The sequence below is a fragment of the Pseudomonas sp. Con_6 genome, from assembly GCF_059379395.1.
In genome coordinates this window covers 4,152,774-4,169,839 of sequence record NZ_CM182011.1, presented here as the reverse complement: position 1 = coordinate 4,169,839, position 17,066 = coordinate 4,152,774, and the positions used below count along the sequence as shown (strand labels likewise).

General features: G+C 69.2%; 3 protein-coding genes. All 3 read right to left on the bottom strand.

The window, feature by feature from the left end; genetic code table 11:
• Positions 1-24: 24 nt before the first annotated feature.
• The 3 genes from AC5QPF_RS18370 to AC5QPF_RS18360 are packed head-to-tail and all read right to left on the bottom strand — an operon-like array spanning position 25 to position 17,056.
• Positions 25-11,853, bottom strand: a complete 11,829-nt coding sequence (locus AC5QPF_RS18370) for a hypothetical protein (protein WP_494959248.1) — start codon at positions 11,851-11,853, stop codon at positions 25-27.
• Positions 11,854-13,371, bottom strand: coding sequence for a ComEC/Rec2 family competence protein (locus AC5QPF_RS18365; protein ID WP_494959247.1), 1,518 nt, complete (start codon positions 13,369-13,371; stop codon positions 11,854-11,856). It abuts the gene before it with no gap.
• Positions 13,372-13,393: 22 nt separating this feature from the next.
• Positions 13,394-17,056: a hemagglutinin protein gene (locus AC5QPF_RS18360; protein WP_494959246.1), complete on the bottom strand. Its 3,663-nt coding sequence runs from the start codon at positions 17,054-17,056 to the stop codon at positions 13,394-13,396.
• Positions 17,057-17,066 lie beyond the last annotated feature (10 nt).

The following is a 17,066-nucleotide window of genomic DNA, read 5'->3' as shown; positions in this document are numbered from 1 at the left end:
AACGCCTACGGGGCTCGTAAGCCATCACACCTCCAACCCCAGCCCCAGATACATATTCCCGATCACCAGCAACGGCCGTCGATCTTCCTCCAGCGACGAATACAAGGTCAGCGAGAACACCCACTCACCTCCCTCGCGCTGCGGATTGGCCTGCCCCCGCCAGGTATCGACGGCACTCTGCAGGTTCCCCGCCGTACTGCCGTCGAGGACCTGGTTGGGATACAGGTACACCGGCGTTTCCCCGACCAGCCCATGGCTCGGGTCCTGCGGGTCGGTGGCCAGTTCGTAGGCATAGGCGACCCCGGCCGTGATGTTCAGGCCACCATCGCGCGCCTGCGCGCCGAACAAGGTATCGAACGCCGCCTGCAATGCCGCGCTGACCGTGGTCGGCGTGCTGCCCAGCGCCACCCGTTCATCCCAGCTGTTGAGCGGCGTCGCCACGCTGGCGGCTTCGACCCGATCGGTCTGGAAGACGAACGCCGGGTTGGTCGCCGGGCCGTCGGCACCGAGCAGTTTCTGGTTGCGCTGGACCAGGATCGAGCCCGTCGCGTTCTGCCAGCTCGCCACATTGAGGTTGCTCATGACCAGGCTGAAAGTGGGCCACGACGCCGGCACATGGGCCAGCTCCGGTACCCCGTAGCGCGACTCGCTGGCCGATACGCTTTCCCGGGTCAGGGCCACGCTCAGGCCTTCCGCGGTCAGCGCCCAGACCTGCGGCCACTGGCCGTCGGGGCCGACTCCGGCAGTCGCGGCAGTGAGGCTGAGACTGGCGACTTCGCGACTGCCCGCCGGACCATCGCGGTCGGTGACTCGCGCCTGGAAGGTAAACTGGTCGGTGGCCGGGGACGACAGCCGTGCGTTCGGCGCGCTGTCGACGCTGCGCACGTTCCAGCTATCGGCCACCGCGCTGGCCAGGTCGTACAGGGTGTTGGCGGCGTTGGCCTGCCGGGTGTCCAGCTCTCCGGCTTCCGGCAACTCGCCGAGGATTTCCCAGAGCCCGTCGGCCACCGCGATATAGCGCGCCAATTGCATGAACAGGTCATCCTCGCCGGCGGCCAGGCGCAGTTGCTGGTCTGGCCGCAGGTTGTAGCTCAGGGTCAGGCTGACATCGTCCTGCTCGGCATGTTCATGGGAGTAGGTGAAGCGGTGATCCCACAGCGCCATGTTGGCCAGGGTCACCGTGCTGTCCAGGCGCTGGGTGCTCAGGGCGCGGCGGCTGCGCAGGGCCTGGCGCAGCTCGGCGTCGAGCGCGCTGGGGCTGGCGCGCTGCTCGACGATCACCGGCAAGGCAGGGAAGTCGCGCAGCGGGATCGGCACCGACACCTCGCCAAGGTCGCAGTGCAGCGCCGTCGGCAGGTTGTCGCCACCCAGCGGCGGCACGAAGCTCAGCCATTGCGAGGCGGCATAGCCGTCCGGCAGGCCGGCGCTGGTGATATTGCGCTCAAGGTCAGTGATGCCGAAGGCCATCTCGGCGGTCACCGCGCGGTGGCTGGCCGGGTCGGACTCGGTGAGCAGAAGGGTGATGAACGGCGAGAAGTCGGTGAGCCAGCACTTGCCCGCACTCATGCTCCACGAGCGTTCCTCGCTGCTACTGGTGACGCTGATGCCGCCATACATGTCCGCCGGCAGCAAGGTGCTGTCCGGGCTTTGCCAGGCCGAAATGACCTGCCGATTCAGTTGCACCAGGGTCGAGGCACTCCAGGCCCGTGACAGGCTGACCCCCAGTTGCTGCTCCAGGGTGGTGGCCGCTGCGGCCTGGCCGGCGACTGCGTCGGCATCGCTGATTTCCAGCACCGGCGCCAGGCCCTCGGGAATCGCCCCGGCCAGCTGGCGCTTGACCGCCACCAGGTCGTTGAGGGTTTGGCGGGTGTCCGGGGTGCGATACAGCGCGGCAACGTTTGTAGCACCGAGGATGCGGTCCACGTCCGAGAGGAAGCGCCCGGCCCAGGGTTCCACGTCGATGCCCTGGAAGTCGTGCTGGACGCTCGCGGAGGCCAGCGTGCCATCTGGCAGCAAGGCATGCAGGTCGACGCCCTGGCGGCTGACCAGGCTCTTGTACAGCGGGGTCAGGGCGAAGAAGCGTGGTTGCGGCCCGGCAGCACCGGGCACCGTGGTGGTGCCGGCGATGGTCAGGGCACTGATGCCCGCCGCGCCGAAGTCCACCGCCCACAGGTCGCGGCTGTCTTCCAGGGCACGGCCGGTGGCGATGCGCAGGTTGGGCAGGGCGACACGCATGGCGGCGATAAAGGCATTGAACGCCAGGCCGCCGCCCTGGTCCTCGGCCACCGGCACCTGCGGTGCCGGGATCAGGCTGCTGCTGCGGGTCACGCCGCCGTCGTTGTCGGCGGCGAAGTCCGGGTTGATCAGCGCAGCCGGCCGCTCCAGGGTCAGGGTCACGTTGAGTGGGAAGGCCGGGCCCGGGTACGGGCCCTCGGCGCCGATGCTCACCTCGATCCGTGTCCCGGCTGGCGGCAGCAGGGCCTGGGCGTTGGCGGCGAACAGGGGCAGCCCGGCGTTGGCCGGGGTTTCCACGATCTGCTGCGCGCTGACCTGCACGCCGGCCTCGGCAAAGCGCACGATCAGGCTGTTCAGGCAGTCATCGGGGCGGGTCTCGATGGTGGTTTCGCCCTGCGGTGCGCTGAGGGTGAGATCACGGGCGATCAGGTTCGGCGTGCCGACGTTGGCCAGGGCGAAGGCCCCGGCGCTGACGCCGAACAGGCCGGCGATGGCTGCCGGCGCGGTGGCCGCCACCAGGATCGCCGGGCCGCAGATCAGCAGGGCGCCGGGGTTCAGGGCCTGGCTGTCGTTGCCGATACTGGCCAGCAGGTCGGCCAGGGTCGCCGCCGCAACCTGCTGCCGGACCTGGGCCAGGGTCGCGGCCAGGCTCTGGCCCGCCGTTGCAGTCGTGATGCTGTAGGACTGGCCGCCCACGCGGATGTTCAGGGTAACGCCGCCGGCGACCACCTCCGGCATCTCCAGGTTGGCCGTGGCCAGGGCCAGGCTGGCCTCGGCACCCGCCCAGTCGAAGCGCGGGGCGATGGCGTCGAGGGTGTCGCCGGCCTGCAGGCTGTAGGGCACCCGCAGCAGGTCGCCGCTGTCAGGCCAGGCCACCCGGCCCGGCAGGGCGAAGGCGCCGTCGCCGGGCACGGCAAGGTTGGGGTTGTGCCCAAGCAGCAGTTCCGCCGGGCAGGCATGGGCATCGGCGAACTGGTGCAGGGTTTGCGCGCCGTCGGCGCTGATCTCGGCACCGTCGTTGAACTCGCCGAGCCAGAGCAGGGCGCCCATCTCGAACAGGTTGGCGGTATCAGTGTTGAGCGCGGCCAGGGCGGCCTGGTCGAGGCCGCTGCCGTTGTGCGCCAGGCTATCGTCGCTGGCGGCGACCCAGGCGTTGCTGGCGATCAGTTCATTGGCCTGGAAGATCGCCGGCAGGGCGGCATGGCTCTGGCCGAGGTCGCTGACGCTGATATTCACCCCGAGGCCGGCAAAGGCGGCGCAGACCTGGTCCAGCGAGCGCATGTCCTCGTTAACCGTGACCGACACCAGCTCGGCCTCCGATACCGCCACCGAGAAGGTGATGCCCAGGGTGAGGATGCCCAGGCTGGCGTTGTCGCCGGCCAGCAGCCCCGGCAGGGTGCCGAGGCGGTTGGCCAGTTCGCCGAGGCTGGCGCCGCCGTCGCCGGTGGACAGGGTCAGCGCCGGGGCGACCTTGAGCACCGCGCCGCTGCGCAGCGGCAGGTCGCCGTTCTGTTCGGCGGCGAGCAGGGCCTGGGCGCTGACGCTGGGCCAGCCCGCCGGGCGGCGTGTGGCGGCGATCAGGGTGGCCGTGTCGTTCTCGGCGAAGATCGCGTAGGCCGGCACTTTCAGCCGGGCGCCTACGCCGAACAGCGCCTGTATCGGCGTTTGCGCGTTGGCCAGAGCCATTTCCGCGTAGCGCAGGCTGTACCGGCGGGAAAGCGATGCCAGGGTCGCACCGGCCGGAGCACGGGCGGCACCCAGGCGCCCGGCACTGGCGCTGAAGGCTTGCGCGGCGGCGGCGAAGCGCCACAGCGGTTGCTGCGCGACGGGATGGGGCGCGCTGGTGTCGAGGCTGGTTTCCACCGCCGCGCTCAGCGGCTGGCCAAGCTGGTAATAGGCCTTGGCATAGGCTTCGGCCTGGCGCCGGGCGGTTTCGGCGGCGGCATCGCCGGGCTGGCTCGGCGACGGCATGACCGTGGCCGGGCGCGCTTCGAGGCTGATGCCCAGGGTGACCTGGCCGGCGTTGGCGCTGACTGCGTAGGCGCTGACCAGCGCCGGCCAGTCGCCGACCCCCAGCAACGGGTCGGTATAGCCGCTGGGCAGGCTGACCTGGCCCTGGCCGGCGGGGTTGGCGCCGGTCTGGTTGCCGAGGATGTCCTGGAAGTTCAGCACTACCTGCGCTGCCGGCAGGCTCTGGGCCCAGCCGAAACCGCGGTAGGGATCGTCGTCCGGGGTCGGCAGTCCGGGCACCCGGGGCAGCGCCGACGGCGTGGCGAAGCGGTACAGCGGCAGTACCTGCTCGTACAGCCAGTACGGATCGGCGTCCTCTGCCTCGCGCTTGTCCCGCAGCAGGCCGCGACGCAGCAGGCGCTCGCGCTTCCAGGCCGGTGGTGCGTTGTCTTCCACCGGCGTCGGCGGTGCCGGCATGCCCGAGGGGGCCATGGTGAACGGCGAAGTGCTGCTAGCCGGGATCTGCGCACCGAGCAGGCTGAACAGGCGCCGCGCCTGCAGTTCGGCTGTACTGGCGGCGTCTTCCGGCGGCGCTTCCAGTGTCAGGTTGAAGCCGACGCTGCCCGCCGGCACCAGGGCCTGGAGAATCGTGTCGTCTTCGTTGTGGTCCTCGGCGTAGAGGGTACCGATGGTCGCGTCCAGCCCCGGCGCCACCAGCGCGCAGGTGTTGAACGGCAACAGCGTGCGCCCTTGCGCGGCCGCAGCCTGCTGGCTGCCGGCGATCACCAGCAGGTCGATGGTGGCGACGCCGTTGGTATCCAGCGTGCTGGCCGGCAGGCCCTTTTCCAGGCCGAGGGTGTAACCGGTGCCACCGACCACGCTGCCTTCCCAGAGCAGGGTGACGAAGCGCTCCAGGTTATCCAGCGAAGCCGCCGGCAGCGGGTCGCCGTCGCGGGCCAGGCTGCGTACCCGGCCCAGGCTGACATCCGGCGAGCGCGGTACGCTTTCGGTGGACAGGTTGGCCTGGATCAGCCAGGTCTGTTCCGGGGTGCCGTCGAGCACGCTGACCCCGGCGGCGTTGCCGGCATTCGGCGCGGGCAGGGCCAGTACCTTGACCACCGTGCCCTCGCCCTGGCCGGCCGCCAGCCAGGCGCGCAAGGCCAGCAGGGTCGGGCGCTCGGCCTCGTCCACGCCTTGCAGGGCGAACAGGGTCAGGGCGTCGTCGATCTGCTTGATCGCGATGGGGATGCGGCAGCCCCAGGTGGCGTCGTTTACCGCCACCGCATCGCGGCCGGCACTGGCGCCTTCCTGGGTGGTGAGCAGGTCGTAGGCCACCGTCGAACCGGCCAGGGCCTTGGCCCGCAGGTCTGCCGGCAGTGGCCAGAGGGTTGGCTGGGCGCCCACCGGTGGCGTGTTCATGCCGGGAATCGGCAGGGCTACCGGGGTCTGCAGTTCGATGCGCTGGGTCAGGCCGTAGGCTTTCGGCGAGCGTCCGGCCAGGGCCATGGCCGTCGGGGCCTTGACCACCGCCAGGCTGAGGCTGGTGGCCGGGCCCATGGCGATGATCTGCGCGTTGCTGTAGCGGTAGTCGAGGCTGTCCACCACTGCGGTCGGCACGGCCATGCCGGCGGGCGCGGCGGCGCGGGCGAGGAAGCGGCTGTCGGGCGTGGCGTTGGCGCTGGCGACTTCGCTGTCCACCAGGCTGATCCAGTTGCTCTGGGCGGTCAGGGTCATCTCCAGGGCGAGCTCGTCGCCCTTGTCCGGCGCACTGTCCACCGCCAGGTCGAACTGCTGGCCGGTCAGGTCGTAGAGCGGCGCGGCCTGTAGCGGGTCGGCGACGGTGTGACCGTCCTCGCTCACCGGTTGCGGCGCGCGCAGGCCGGCCATCAGCGAGCGCGACCCCTGGTTGACGATGCGTGGCAGGGCCTCGCCACCGAGGAGATCGGCGAGCAGGCGCTCGACCGTGGTCACCGGCACCTGGGTGACCGTCAGTTCGCTGCCGATGGCGTACAGCCCGGCGAGGTTTTCCAGGCGCGCGGCGGCGTCGCCAATGCTCAGGCCATAGGTGTTGGCCAGAGCGGTGAAGCTCAGGCTTTCGCCCTCGGCGGCCTTGGCGACGGCGTTCGGCACCGGCACCACCGCCAGCGGGGCGAGGAAGCTGGCCGGGCCGGCCCAGGCGAGGATGGCTCTCCAGGTGTAGGTCCAGGTGCCCACGGCCGGATCGCTGCCGGCACTCCAGCTGACATCCAGCAGCAGGCGCCGGGCCAGGGCGTCGAGGCTTTGCCCCGGCGCGGCGAACAGGCCGGTTGTCGCCGGCAGGGTGTAGCTGGTCGTGCCCGCGCTGCTGACTCCGGCGAGGAAGGCCTGCCAGTCCGCGGCCTGTGGTGGCGCGTCCACGGGGTAGACCTGGACCAGGGCCAGGGTCGCGGCGATATGCTCGAGGGTGTCGCCGGGCTGGGTGACATAGGCTTCGGTCGGCGTCACCGTGTTGAAGCCTTGCGGCACGTTCAGGGTCTGGCCCGGAGGCAGCTCCTGGCTGTTGACGTCGAGGTCGTCGCGGGTCAGTTGCGAGATCAGCGCGGCGTTGCCGTCGAACACTGCCTGGGCATACCAGTTCGCCGGGATCAGTTGCGGACGGCGGTAGCGCACGTAGGCGCTGGCGGCGGCCAGCAGCAGGCTGGACGGACCGTTGTTCCAGGTGCGCGCCGGCATATCGAAGGGCGCCGTCGGGTCGAGCAGTTCGCTGGACTCGCCGAGGCCGCTGCCATCGGCCTCGAACAGCGCGCTGGCGCTGGCAAGGTTGAACAGGCTGGCGATGGCGTCGAGGGTTTCGCCGCTTGCCACTTGGTGGGCCAGGGTGCCCAGTTCCACGCTGCTTACCGCGAAGGCCAGGCCGGCGTTGTCTTCGGCGATGACTTCCGGGGCGATACCGAGCTTCACCGGCAGGCGGCTGCCCACCGGCGCGCTGGCCAGCTGGCTCTCCAACTGCGGATTGAGGAACAGCAGCTCGGCGCTGCTGGCACCGAGGGCCTGGGCCACGCTTTCCACGGTGTCGCCGGCGCGGACCGGGTAGTCGATGGTGGCGCTGGCGAACTCGCCGGCCAGTTGCGCCAAGGACTGGCCCTGGCCGCTGCCGGCGTCGGCCACGCTCAGCGTGGTGCTGGCCAGCAGGTCCTGGGCTTCCTGCACCGCAGCCTTGGCCAGCATCAGGCAGTAGTCGCGGAAGATGAAGGTGGGGAACGACTCGTAGGTCGCCGGGTCGTCGTGTTCCGGCCTCGGGCCGCTGGCGCCGCCCACCGGCAGGTACTGGCCCATGTACTGCGCCAGTTGCCACTCGTACCAGGGGCCGACCTTGTTCACCGTGCTGAAGTCCAGGGTGCCGCCCGGCGTGCCGCTGCGGGTCAGGCCCGGCGGCAGCGGCGCGACCATGCCTCCGACTTCGCTGGCGTCACCTGGATCGGCACCCAGCAGCAGGTGCAGGTTGGTGGCGAACAGGGTGTCGAGGTTGGCCCAGGCGAAGGCCGCGTCGGCGCTTTGCGGATCGTCGAGGGCGGCGGCGAGCAGGGCCAGTTGGCCGGCGGTGAGCGGATCGCTGTCGGCCTGCGGGCCGTCGGGGATGGCGTACAGCGCATAGAGCAGCACGGTGCGCACCCACAGGTCGGGGGTCAGGCTGGCGGTGTCCTCGGCATCGGCCGCCAGGGCGTGGTGCTGCGCCGAGCGCCGCGCTTCGGCGCGGGCGGTACGGGCCTGCGGATCGACCCCGGAGTTGGCGCAGAGAATGAACGCGACCCGGTAGTTCGGGTTGGCGTCGGCCTGCGCCGGGCCGTTCCAGGACACCGGCAAGGCGCCGATGGAAATGCTCGGCAGCAGGTGCAGCAGGGCCTGACGCGGCTGGCCGTCAGGCCACTGGCTGCGGCTCGGGTCCCAGTTCCAGTCGCTGTCATCGACCAGCGCGAGGGCGTTGCTCGCGCGCTTGCGCTGCAGCACCCGGTGCAGGTGCTGGGTGCTGAGCACCTGCACCCGCTGTGCGGCATTGCGTCGTGCCCGCGGCCCGGAGCCCAGGGCCAGGGTGCCGGCGCGGCCCGGCGCGGCGAGCAGGCGCGCGCTCTGGAAACCCTTGGGATCGCCACCGGGGGCGACGATCCACGGCGTCTGCTGCACCGAGCCGAGGGTGAAGGCCAGCTCCAGCGACACGTGGAAACTGAAGGAGATCTTGATGAACAGGATCTTCACCTTGGCCTCGGCGCGCACCGAGACCTTGAGGGTGAACTGGGTCGGCCGGTAGCACTCGAACAGCGCGCTGACCTGGGCATAGGCCTCCAGGCTCACCGAGACCTTGATCACCTTGAAATCGACGTAGCCGTACACCTTGCCGTGCAGAGCGGCGATGCCCTGGGCGCGGAAGTACTGGGCCGAAGGCAGCCCGGCGCTGGACGGGTTGAACCAGCCGAGCACGCCCTGGAAGATCACCTGCACCTCGACATAGGCGCCGCCGCCAAGGATGCCGGCGCGGATCTCCCGGCCCACGCCCACGGCCAGGCCGATGCCCAGCTCCAGCACCGGCGAGAAGGTGCCGTTGCTGATGCGCGGCACCTGGCTGGAGGTGACGCCGTCGAGCAGGCCGAAGTAGATGCCGCCGCGGCCGATGAAGACATAGGCCTGCACCGAGAACGAGCGACTGAAGTCCTGGTTGTAGGGGAAACCCAGGTCGACCTTGAAATTGCCGTTGGTATAGACCTCGATCACCACCGTGCCGAGGGTCAGCGACGCGACGCCGAGCTGGAACGTGCGGAAGGCATCGGGCAGGCGCAGTTCGACGCGGAACATGCCGACGTCGTCGGAAATCTTCTTGTACAGGATCTCGAAGCGCAGCCCGGCGAGGCTGCCGGCCTTCTCGCCATTGAGTCCCACCGACAGGCCATAGAGGATCGGGTCGTTGAACAGGAAACCGAGGTCCACGGTATTGGCCATCAGGCCGATATCCAGGCCGATCAGCCACTGGCTGTCCGCGGAGAAGGCGATGGTCCCGGTGGTGCCCGGCAGGTTGTTGGGGTTCTCCACCGGCTGCATGAACTGCTTGAGCAGGGCCAGGTTGCCGGCCACGGTGTCCACCGGGTTCTGCAGGCGGATGCGCTGGCCGATGCCGAGGTAGCGTAGTTCCACCAACGCTGAACCGGTGCCCGGTACCGCCGGTGGCGGGTCGTTGACCACGTCCCAGGCCAGGGCGTCGTCGCCGGTGTAGGACTTGCCCAGCAGGCTGCCTTCGAGGATCAGCTCGACCTTGCCGGCCCCGGCGCGGGTGTAGCGCACGCCGATCGCCGAGAGGCTGCCGAAGCCGAGGTCGACCTTGGCCTTGTACACGAACTCGACGAGGTTGTTGGTCGGGTCGAGGGTGAACATGAAGCTCGACAGCTCGATGCGCTTGAGCACGTCCCACGGCGCGTCGAGGCTGAAGCCGAGAGTCGGTGCTGCGAGGTTGACCAGGTATTCGAGCATGTCGCCCAGGGTGGTGCCGCCCAGCTGCACCGAGACCACCTGGTGGCGCGGGTTGCTGGTGCTGTCCTTGTCGCCGCGCCAGGCGGTGATGGCCTGGACCCAGATGCTGTCGATGAACACCTTGAGCAGGTAGGTCGGCTCGTCGACGCCGACGTCCATGCCCACCTCGACGCCGATGCGGTTGATCGAGAATTCTCCGCTCAGGCGCCCGGACGCCGGTTTGTCCGCCGGGGTATTGCCGGCGCGGGCGATATCGATGCTGGCGGCGGCGGACACTTTCAGTTCGGTGCCGAACAGGGTCGGGGTCCAGCGCATGGAAATGGTGCCGCCCAGCTCGTAGGACTTGTCGCCGGTGGCGAAGCTGACGTCGAGGCGGTCGACCATCAGCACCGGCACCGCGGCTGGCGCCTTGCCCAGGCCGAGGAACTGCGCGACCAGGTCGGTGAGGTTGATGCTGGTGCCCTGGTAGAGATGGCCTTCGAATACCCAGCCGCGGGGCGTCGCGGGGTCCTGTATCGGGTAGCTGGCGGCGAGCATCAGGCGCGGGCTTTCGTAGTCGTCCGCGGCGGCGTCCGGATAGAACGAGAAGACGCCCGACAGGCCGCCGCCGACCTGGCCATTCTGCACGGCGATCCAGAAGTCGACCTGGTTCAGGACCAGGTCGATCACGATCAGGTCCACGCTCCAGCCCTGGTCCAGGGCTGGCAGCCCGGTGGAAGGATCGACGAACACCACGGTGGTGTTGGCGTTGTAGGTCTGCCCCAGGGGATCGGCGAAGAACCCCAGTGCCGATATCACCGCACTGCTCAGGCCTCCGGCGCTGGGGCCGGGAGCGCCGAAGTAGTAGGTGAAGGCCTGGCCGATCGGAATGTAGTCGCCTGCGCGCATGTTGCCCTGGATGAACAGGTCGGGCAGCGACACGGCAATGTCGACGTCGACTTTCTCCTGCGGGTCTTCGCCGCCGAAGCGCAGCGAGCCGCTGACCGCGCCGGACACGCTGCTGACGCTCTTGCCCGAGCTGTCCTTGCTCCAGCCCCAGGTCCAGCGGGTGCCGACATTGTGCAGGGTGACGAAAGGTACCGGTGGGGTCCACTGCTGATCCGAACCGATGGATACCACGAGGAAATTCAGGATTGGCAGCGCGCTTTTCGACGGCGCGGTGAAATACAGCTCGACCGAGCGGAACCTGAAGGTTTCCAGCAACGGGAAGTTGTCTGGCAGCGGCAGCGCCGGCAGGCCGAAGATCGTCGTCAACTGGGCCATGCCCCGCACTACCGAGGCATGCTGCGGGTCGAAGGTAGCGGTCATGTGCCACTGCGGACCCGAGGTGAGGACCTGGGTGGTGAGCGTGGCCACCAGGGTATCGGCTCCGCTGCCGAGGGTGACGGTCCCGGTCAGGTTGGCGACCGAGAAGCTGGTGCGATCCCAGACCGTTTCATCGAGGTCGTCGCGCACCAGCAGCTCCAGGCCCAGTTGGCCCAGGCTCAGGCCGCCCGGCCCGCCCAGCGTGCCGCCATTGGCGGCGATGGGAATGTTGCTCGCACTCGCGGTCACGGCATGCAGGGTCATGACCGGTATCCCGGTCCAGCTGGGGGGCATCGTCAGGCTGCCACTCAATGCCAGCGGCCAGGGTGCCAGCAGGTGGGCGAAGTTGTCGAATACGGGCGAGTCGGGCAGGGCGCCCGACAGGGTCAGGCTGGCATCGGCCCGGCTGTCGGCACGAAAGACCGGAGCGTTCAGCCCCAGTGCCAGCAGGAAGGAGGGGCCCCACAGCACCGCGCTGTCTTCTTCCTGCACCCGTTCGCTGTCCGGCAGGCAGGCCGGGTTGAAGAAGCGTTCGAAGGTCCAGTTCGGTTCGGTCAGCGCCATGGAAACCTGGAAGATGCCTTCCGCGTCGTCCTGCTCGGTGTACAGCAAGGTGAGCCAGGTGGCGAAACGCATGCCTTGCGGATCGCCGGGCTGGCCGTAGCGGCTGTTGCCGTTGAGCGTCACGCGGTCCAGCCCCTGGCTGATGGTGGCGGCGCTGACCACGTAGCTGGCGGATACGCCGAACAGTTCCAGCACGCCGCGCAGCCCCGGCAGCCCGGGGTTGGTCGATACCGTCCAGAGATCGATGGTTTGCGCCGGGGTGATGGCGGCCTTGAGAATCGCGTAGGTCGAGGACAGAGACATTTAGCGGCGACCTCCGCGCGATGCTCCCGGGGTACCGAGCCGCGGCGCCAGCCGCTGGGGCTGGGCGGGCGCGCGGGCTTTACCGGGGATGGCCGGCTGTGGCTGCACACGGGGAGAGGGCAGTGGCGCGACGGCCTGCACTGGCGGCTCGACCGCTGGCAGCCCTTCGCGATGCACGAAGCTGAACGACTCCAGCAACTGGTCGGGGGTGAGCACTTCCAGCGACTGGTCCTTGGGCAGGCGGTTGCTGGATACGCCGCGAAAATCGATAAGGAAGCCCATGGCCTGGGGCAGCAGGGTGTAGATCCAGTTCATGCCCGGCGCGAAGGCGAAATTGCTGTTGTAGGGCAGGGTGTCGAACGCGACGAACGGGGAGTAGGCGATCATGGGCGACGACAGCACCCTACCGTCGTAGTAGCGCGTCGAGTAGAGGTTCTGGGTCGTCAGCACGGTTTTCATACCGGTGTCGTTATAGGTGCCGGGCTTCAGCGCGTAGTCGATGTAGGCCGTGGTGAAGTGCCGGTCATTGCCGACCAATGGATCGGTCCACCAGGTCTTGCTGGTGTCGGCGTACTGGAGGAACAACTGGCTGGTTTCCATCGACGGGTGCCCGTAGTTGCTGCCGGTATCGGCGCTGGCGACCACGGTCTTGCCGGACATCAGCCGGGCGTAGGTCTCCACCACGCCACGGGCTTCGTCGCTGATCGGCTTGCTTTTCGACGGCAGGCCGAAGGTGGTCTTGCGGCTGCCATGGTGTGGCAGCAGCGTCATGTAGACGTCCTTTCCCGTGCCTTCGACGAGGTAGTTGATGTACTGGAAGGTGGGAAAGGTTGCATCGCCGCCGATGATGGCCTTGTACATGATCCCACCGGCTTGCACCCCCACCACCAGCACCAGGCTTTTGGAGTTGGCCTGGTCGCCGTTGGGCTTGTCGGAGATCTTGTCTTCCGGTGTGCCTATGGCCTCGCCGTTGTAGGGGGCGTTGGCGGCTACCAGAAACACCACGTAGTCGTCACCGCCCCACAGCGGCCCCACGCCGCCCTTTACCAGGACGCTGCTCGCACCCACCGGGAAACCCTTCACGTCATTGTCGGGGTCGGCGGTCCTCTCCTTGATCAAGGTGAGCAGGTTCTGCGCTTTCTTGTCGACCGTGGCGGTGTCGGCGTACCAGCTGTAGCGGCCGCCATAGCGGCAGACGCCGATGGTCATGTCCGGGAGCAGGCGCAGCAGGCCCTCCAGCGGGTCCTTGCCGCTCTCGCTGCCGAAGAACAGGTTGATGTGGTCGCCATCCTTGTGGGAGATGAACACCGCATCGATCCGCCCGTTCGGCGGCTGCCGCAGCAGCGCCATCTTCTTCAGGAACTCGAGGGTGGACGGACCGGCGACGTCGCGTTTGCCCAATGAGCCCAGGTCAAACAGGGCCAGTGCGGTGATGTTGCCGGCGGCGTCGTACACGGCGAACAGCGTCGACATGCCTTGCCCGACGTCCAGGGAATAGAGGCGGAAATGACTGCTCATCGGGATCGTCCTTGAGTCCTGTTCAGATGACCGGCGGCGTGCGCCGGCCGGAACGTGCGAGGCGCTTGTGGTCCGGCGTGCGCCTGGCCACCTGGCGCGGCGCCGGGCCGGCGAGCAGCGCCTGCTTCTTCTTGTCGTCGTCCTTGAGGTAGGCGGCGTACCAGCCCAGCGAGGTCTTCGGGCTGCCCGGGGCGCCGAACAGCATCAGGTCGGCGTTGCCTGGCGGAAAGCTCCAGGCCAGCACCGAGAGGGCGAAGCGGCGCATGCGCAGCAGGTAGTTGAGGCGGTTGTCGCTGTCGCGCCAGGTCTCGAAGAGGAAGTTGCGAAAGCCCAGCTTGAGCACGCCCTGCAACGGCAGGCTGCCGTTGAGGGCATTGGACATGCCCAGCTTGATCCCGAGATAGACCGGCGGATCGCCGGCCACCGGCTCCGGGCCCCAGGCGGCGAGCAGGGTGATCTTCAGGCCGATGGCGCCGCTGAGGGCGCCGAGGGTGCCCATGTCCAGGGCCAGGCTCAGGCCGAACCAGGGCGCCGCCAGGGGCTGCTGGTCCAGCGGCGCGCCGATCGAGGTGAAGCCGAGGCTTTCCGGGGTCGCGCCTTGCGGTGGCTGGCCGGCGGGGGCGAGGTCGGGGGCGGCGACCAGGCCGTCGAGGCGCAGTGGAAAGTTCTCCACCAGCGACGCCGGCCGTGCCAGGGACGCGCCGGGACCGGTATCGAAGCTGACCCCGGCCTCGCCGGAGGTGAAGCGCTGCTGTTCCGGGCTCTGCATGGGAAACGACATGGCCACTACCAGGCCCTGGAAGCTCAGGTAGCCGTTGACCACCTCGCCGGGGCCGTAGCCGAACAGGTCGAACTCCGGCAACTCGACGAAGGCCAGGCGCCCCGACAGCACGAAGTTGGCGGTGAGCAGGCCGTCCACCGGGGCGGCGGCGGTTTCCATGCGGCAGTCGCGGATATCGATGGAGGCCAGGGCCGCGCCGTTGCTCTGGTAGACGTTGTCACCCAGCAGGCTGAAGGAATAGCTCGGCTGGCCGCCGATGCGCTGGTAGCTGCCGGACAGGATCAGGTTGTTGCCGCGGGAGCGGTCGACCTTGGCCAGCCACGAGGCGAACAGGCGGTTGACCATCAGCTCGGCCTCGGCGGAGAAGTCCACCACCCGGGCGTTGTCGAAGCGCACGCGCATGGACAGGGTCTTGTAGCCGAAGGGGATGGTGGTGGAGGCGACCAGGTCGTCCGGGTCGTTGTAGTCGATCAGGCCGAAGGCGGCGGTCTGGCCCAGGTCGATGATGCCGTCGTGGGGCGTGTAGGGGGTTACAGAGAAGCCCACATGGTGGGCGTAGAAGCGCGAGCGGTCGACCCCGGCGGCCATGAAACGCAGTGCCGAGGGCATGTCCTGGAAGTCGATCGGTGCGTTGAGGAACAGCACGCCGTTCCAGCGCGGGTTGTCCAGCACCTCGTGGTAAAACAGCACCAGCGGGTCGGCGGCGTCGATGTCCGGGTCCAGCGCGGCCAGGCGCGCCTTGGCGATCACCGCGTCGAGGGCCAGGCGGGTCGGGGCCAGGCTGCCGTCCGGGCCTGCCGCCACCTCCGGCCACGACCAGGCACTGGTGTCCGCCGCGAGTTCGGTGATGGACCGGCCGCAGAACTTGAACAGCATCAGGGTCGGGGTCAGGGCGTCGCGGCGCCAGGAGCGCGGCGACAGCTGGAAGGTCCAGCCCTCGATATCGGCGCGCAGCAGGCCCGCCGCCGACTGCGCCTGGGCCAGGTAGTCGCCGGCGCTGGACGCCACCGCGGTATCGAACGCGGCTTCGTTGGGGAACTCCGGATAAGGCGGGTTAAGCGCCGCCAGCGCGCGGTTGATGGCCTGGGACTGGGTGGCCGGGACCCCGGCAGCGAGCAGGCGCGACATGGCATTGTCGGCGGTCAGCTGGTAGGCCACCGAGCTGCCGTCGTCCATGAAGGTGTCGACGTCGGCCACCACCATGAACAGCTGGTTGGACTGCAGCGCCGCCTGGAACGGTGGCTTGACCTCGGTGAGGATCAGTTGCCGGGTATCCGACTGCGGCATGTTGGCGAACAGCACCCCGGCCCAGGCCGTCTGGGCCGGGTTGAGCACGGCGATCAGGCCGCTCGGCGTGACCCCCAGCGGCGGTAGGTCGCCCGCTGCGACATTGGCCTGGGCGCCAAGACGCAGGCGTCCGGTCGGTGGGCTGCGCTGCGCGTCCAGCGGCGGCAGGCCGATCAGTTGGCGGCGGGTCGGGGCGAGGGCGGCGTCCTCGATATTCGCGGCGATGTCGATGGCGGTGCTGGGGATACGCCCGTACACGCCCATCGGCCAGGCCACCGGAGCGTCCTGCTGGCTGGCCTGGAGGGTCGGCAGGGTGGCGGCGTTCATGTTCAGGTAGGCGAGGAAACCCGCCACTGGCACCCTGGCCGCGTTGAACAGGGGTGAACGTGGCGGTTGCGCTTCGTAGCTGCGCCCGCTGCCGCCATCGGAGAGCACGGTGGCCCAGGCGGTTGTGCCGAGATCGGTCAGGGTGCGTTGGTTTTCCCCTTCGACGGCGGGCGGCAGGTAGGCCGCGCCATTGGCCTGGAACAACAGCAGCGAGCTGCTGCCCTGGGGCATGACCACCGTCTCGGTCCCGGCCACGCCGAGGATCATCCGGCTGGTGCCATCGCTGCCCTGCGACTCCTGCGGTGTAGCGAGGTCGAACAGGCCGTCCGGGGCCAGGTGCCAGACCAGGCTGGCGCTGGCCGGGTCGAGGGCGTCGTACAAGGGCGTGCGGCCGAAGCTCAGGCGTCCGCCGGGCAGGTTGCCGCTGGCGGCGCGCGGCGTGGCCTGGGTGACATGTCCGGTGTTGCTGCGTTGGGCGAACTCCAGGGTCGGCACGCCCGTCGTGGTATCGAACGCGAGCGCGCTGCGTTGCGGCAGCTCCGGGTTGAGCGGATCGAAGGCCAGCGCCAGGTTGAACGGCGTGGTGTCCAGTTGGCGGAACAGCGGCATGTCGATGATATCGACCTCGCCCACCGGGCTGTCGGCGTTGGCCTCGCTGTAGCGCAGCATCACGCCGAGGCGCTGCATGTCGTCCTCCTCGCCGTTGCCGCCGTTGCCAGCGACGATGGCGAAGGTCAGGCAGCCCAGTTGCGTGCCGGCCAGCGGCAGCGGACAGGGGCTGAGTGCCGCAGCGTAGGTTCCGCCCGGGGCGGCGAAGGCCAGTTGTGCGGCGTCGAACAGCAGGCGGTCGCTGCCGGCGCTGAAGGTGGCCGCGCCGCCCACCACCACGGCGTACTGGCCGAGGCTGAAGCGTGCCTCGCGTACCACCCGCCAGGGTCCGGCCGGATCGCCGCTGCTGGCGGGTAGGGCATCGATGCCCTGGATCTGCCAGAGGCTGGCCGGGGCCGCCGGGTTGGACAGCCACAGCAGGCGCAGCCAGCCCTTGGGCGACAGGCGCGACCACAGCGCGCGCAGGTCGGCGACGAAGGCCGCCGGATCGGCCGGGGCGCTGGCCAGGAACAGATAGGCGCCGCCCTGGTCGGCCCAGGTCTGGGCCAGGCTGGCACTGGCACCGAGGTCGCTGCCGGGGCTGGCCAGGTAGCCGGCCCAGTACGCTTCCAGGCCGCTCTCGGCGAGGGTGGAAAGGCGGTACAGGCCCGCTGTGACTTGTTCGAACACCGGTACGCTCATGGCGACTCCC

Coding starts and splice junctions, on each gene's coding strand:
- AC5QPF_RS18370 (WP_494959248.1), bottom strand. CDS start 11,853: ATGTCTCTGTCCTCGACCTACGCGATTCTCAAGGCCGCCATCACCCCG.
- AC5QPF_RS18365 (WP_494959247.1), bottom strand. CDS start 13,371: ATGAGCAGTCATTTCCGCCTCTATTCCCTGGACGTCGGGCAAGGCATG.
- AC5QPF_RS18360 (WP_494959246.1), bottom strand. CDS start 17,056: ATGAGCGTACCGGTGTTCGAACAAGTCACAGCGGGCCTGTACCGCCTT.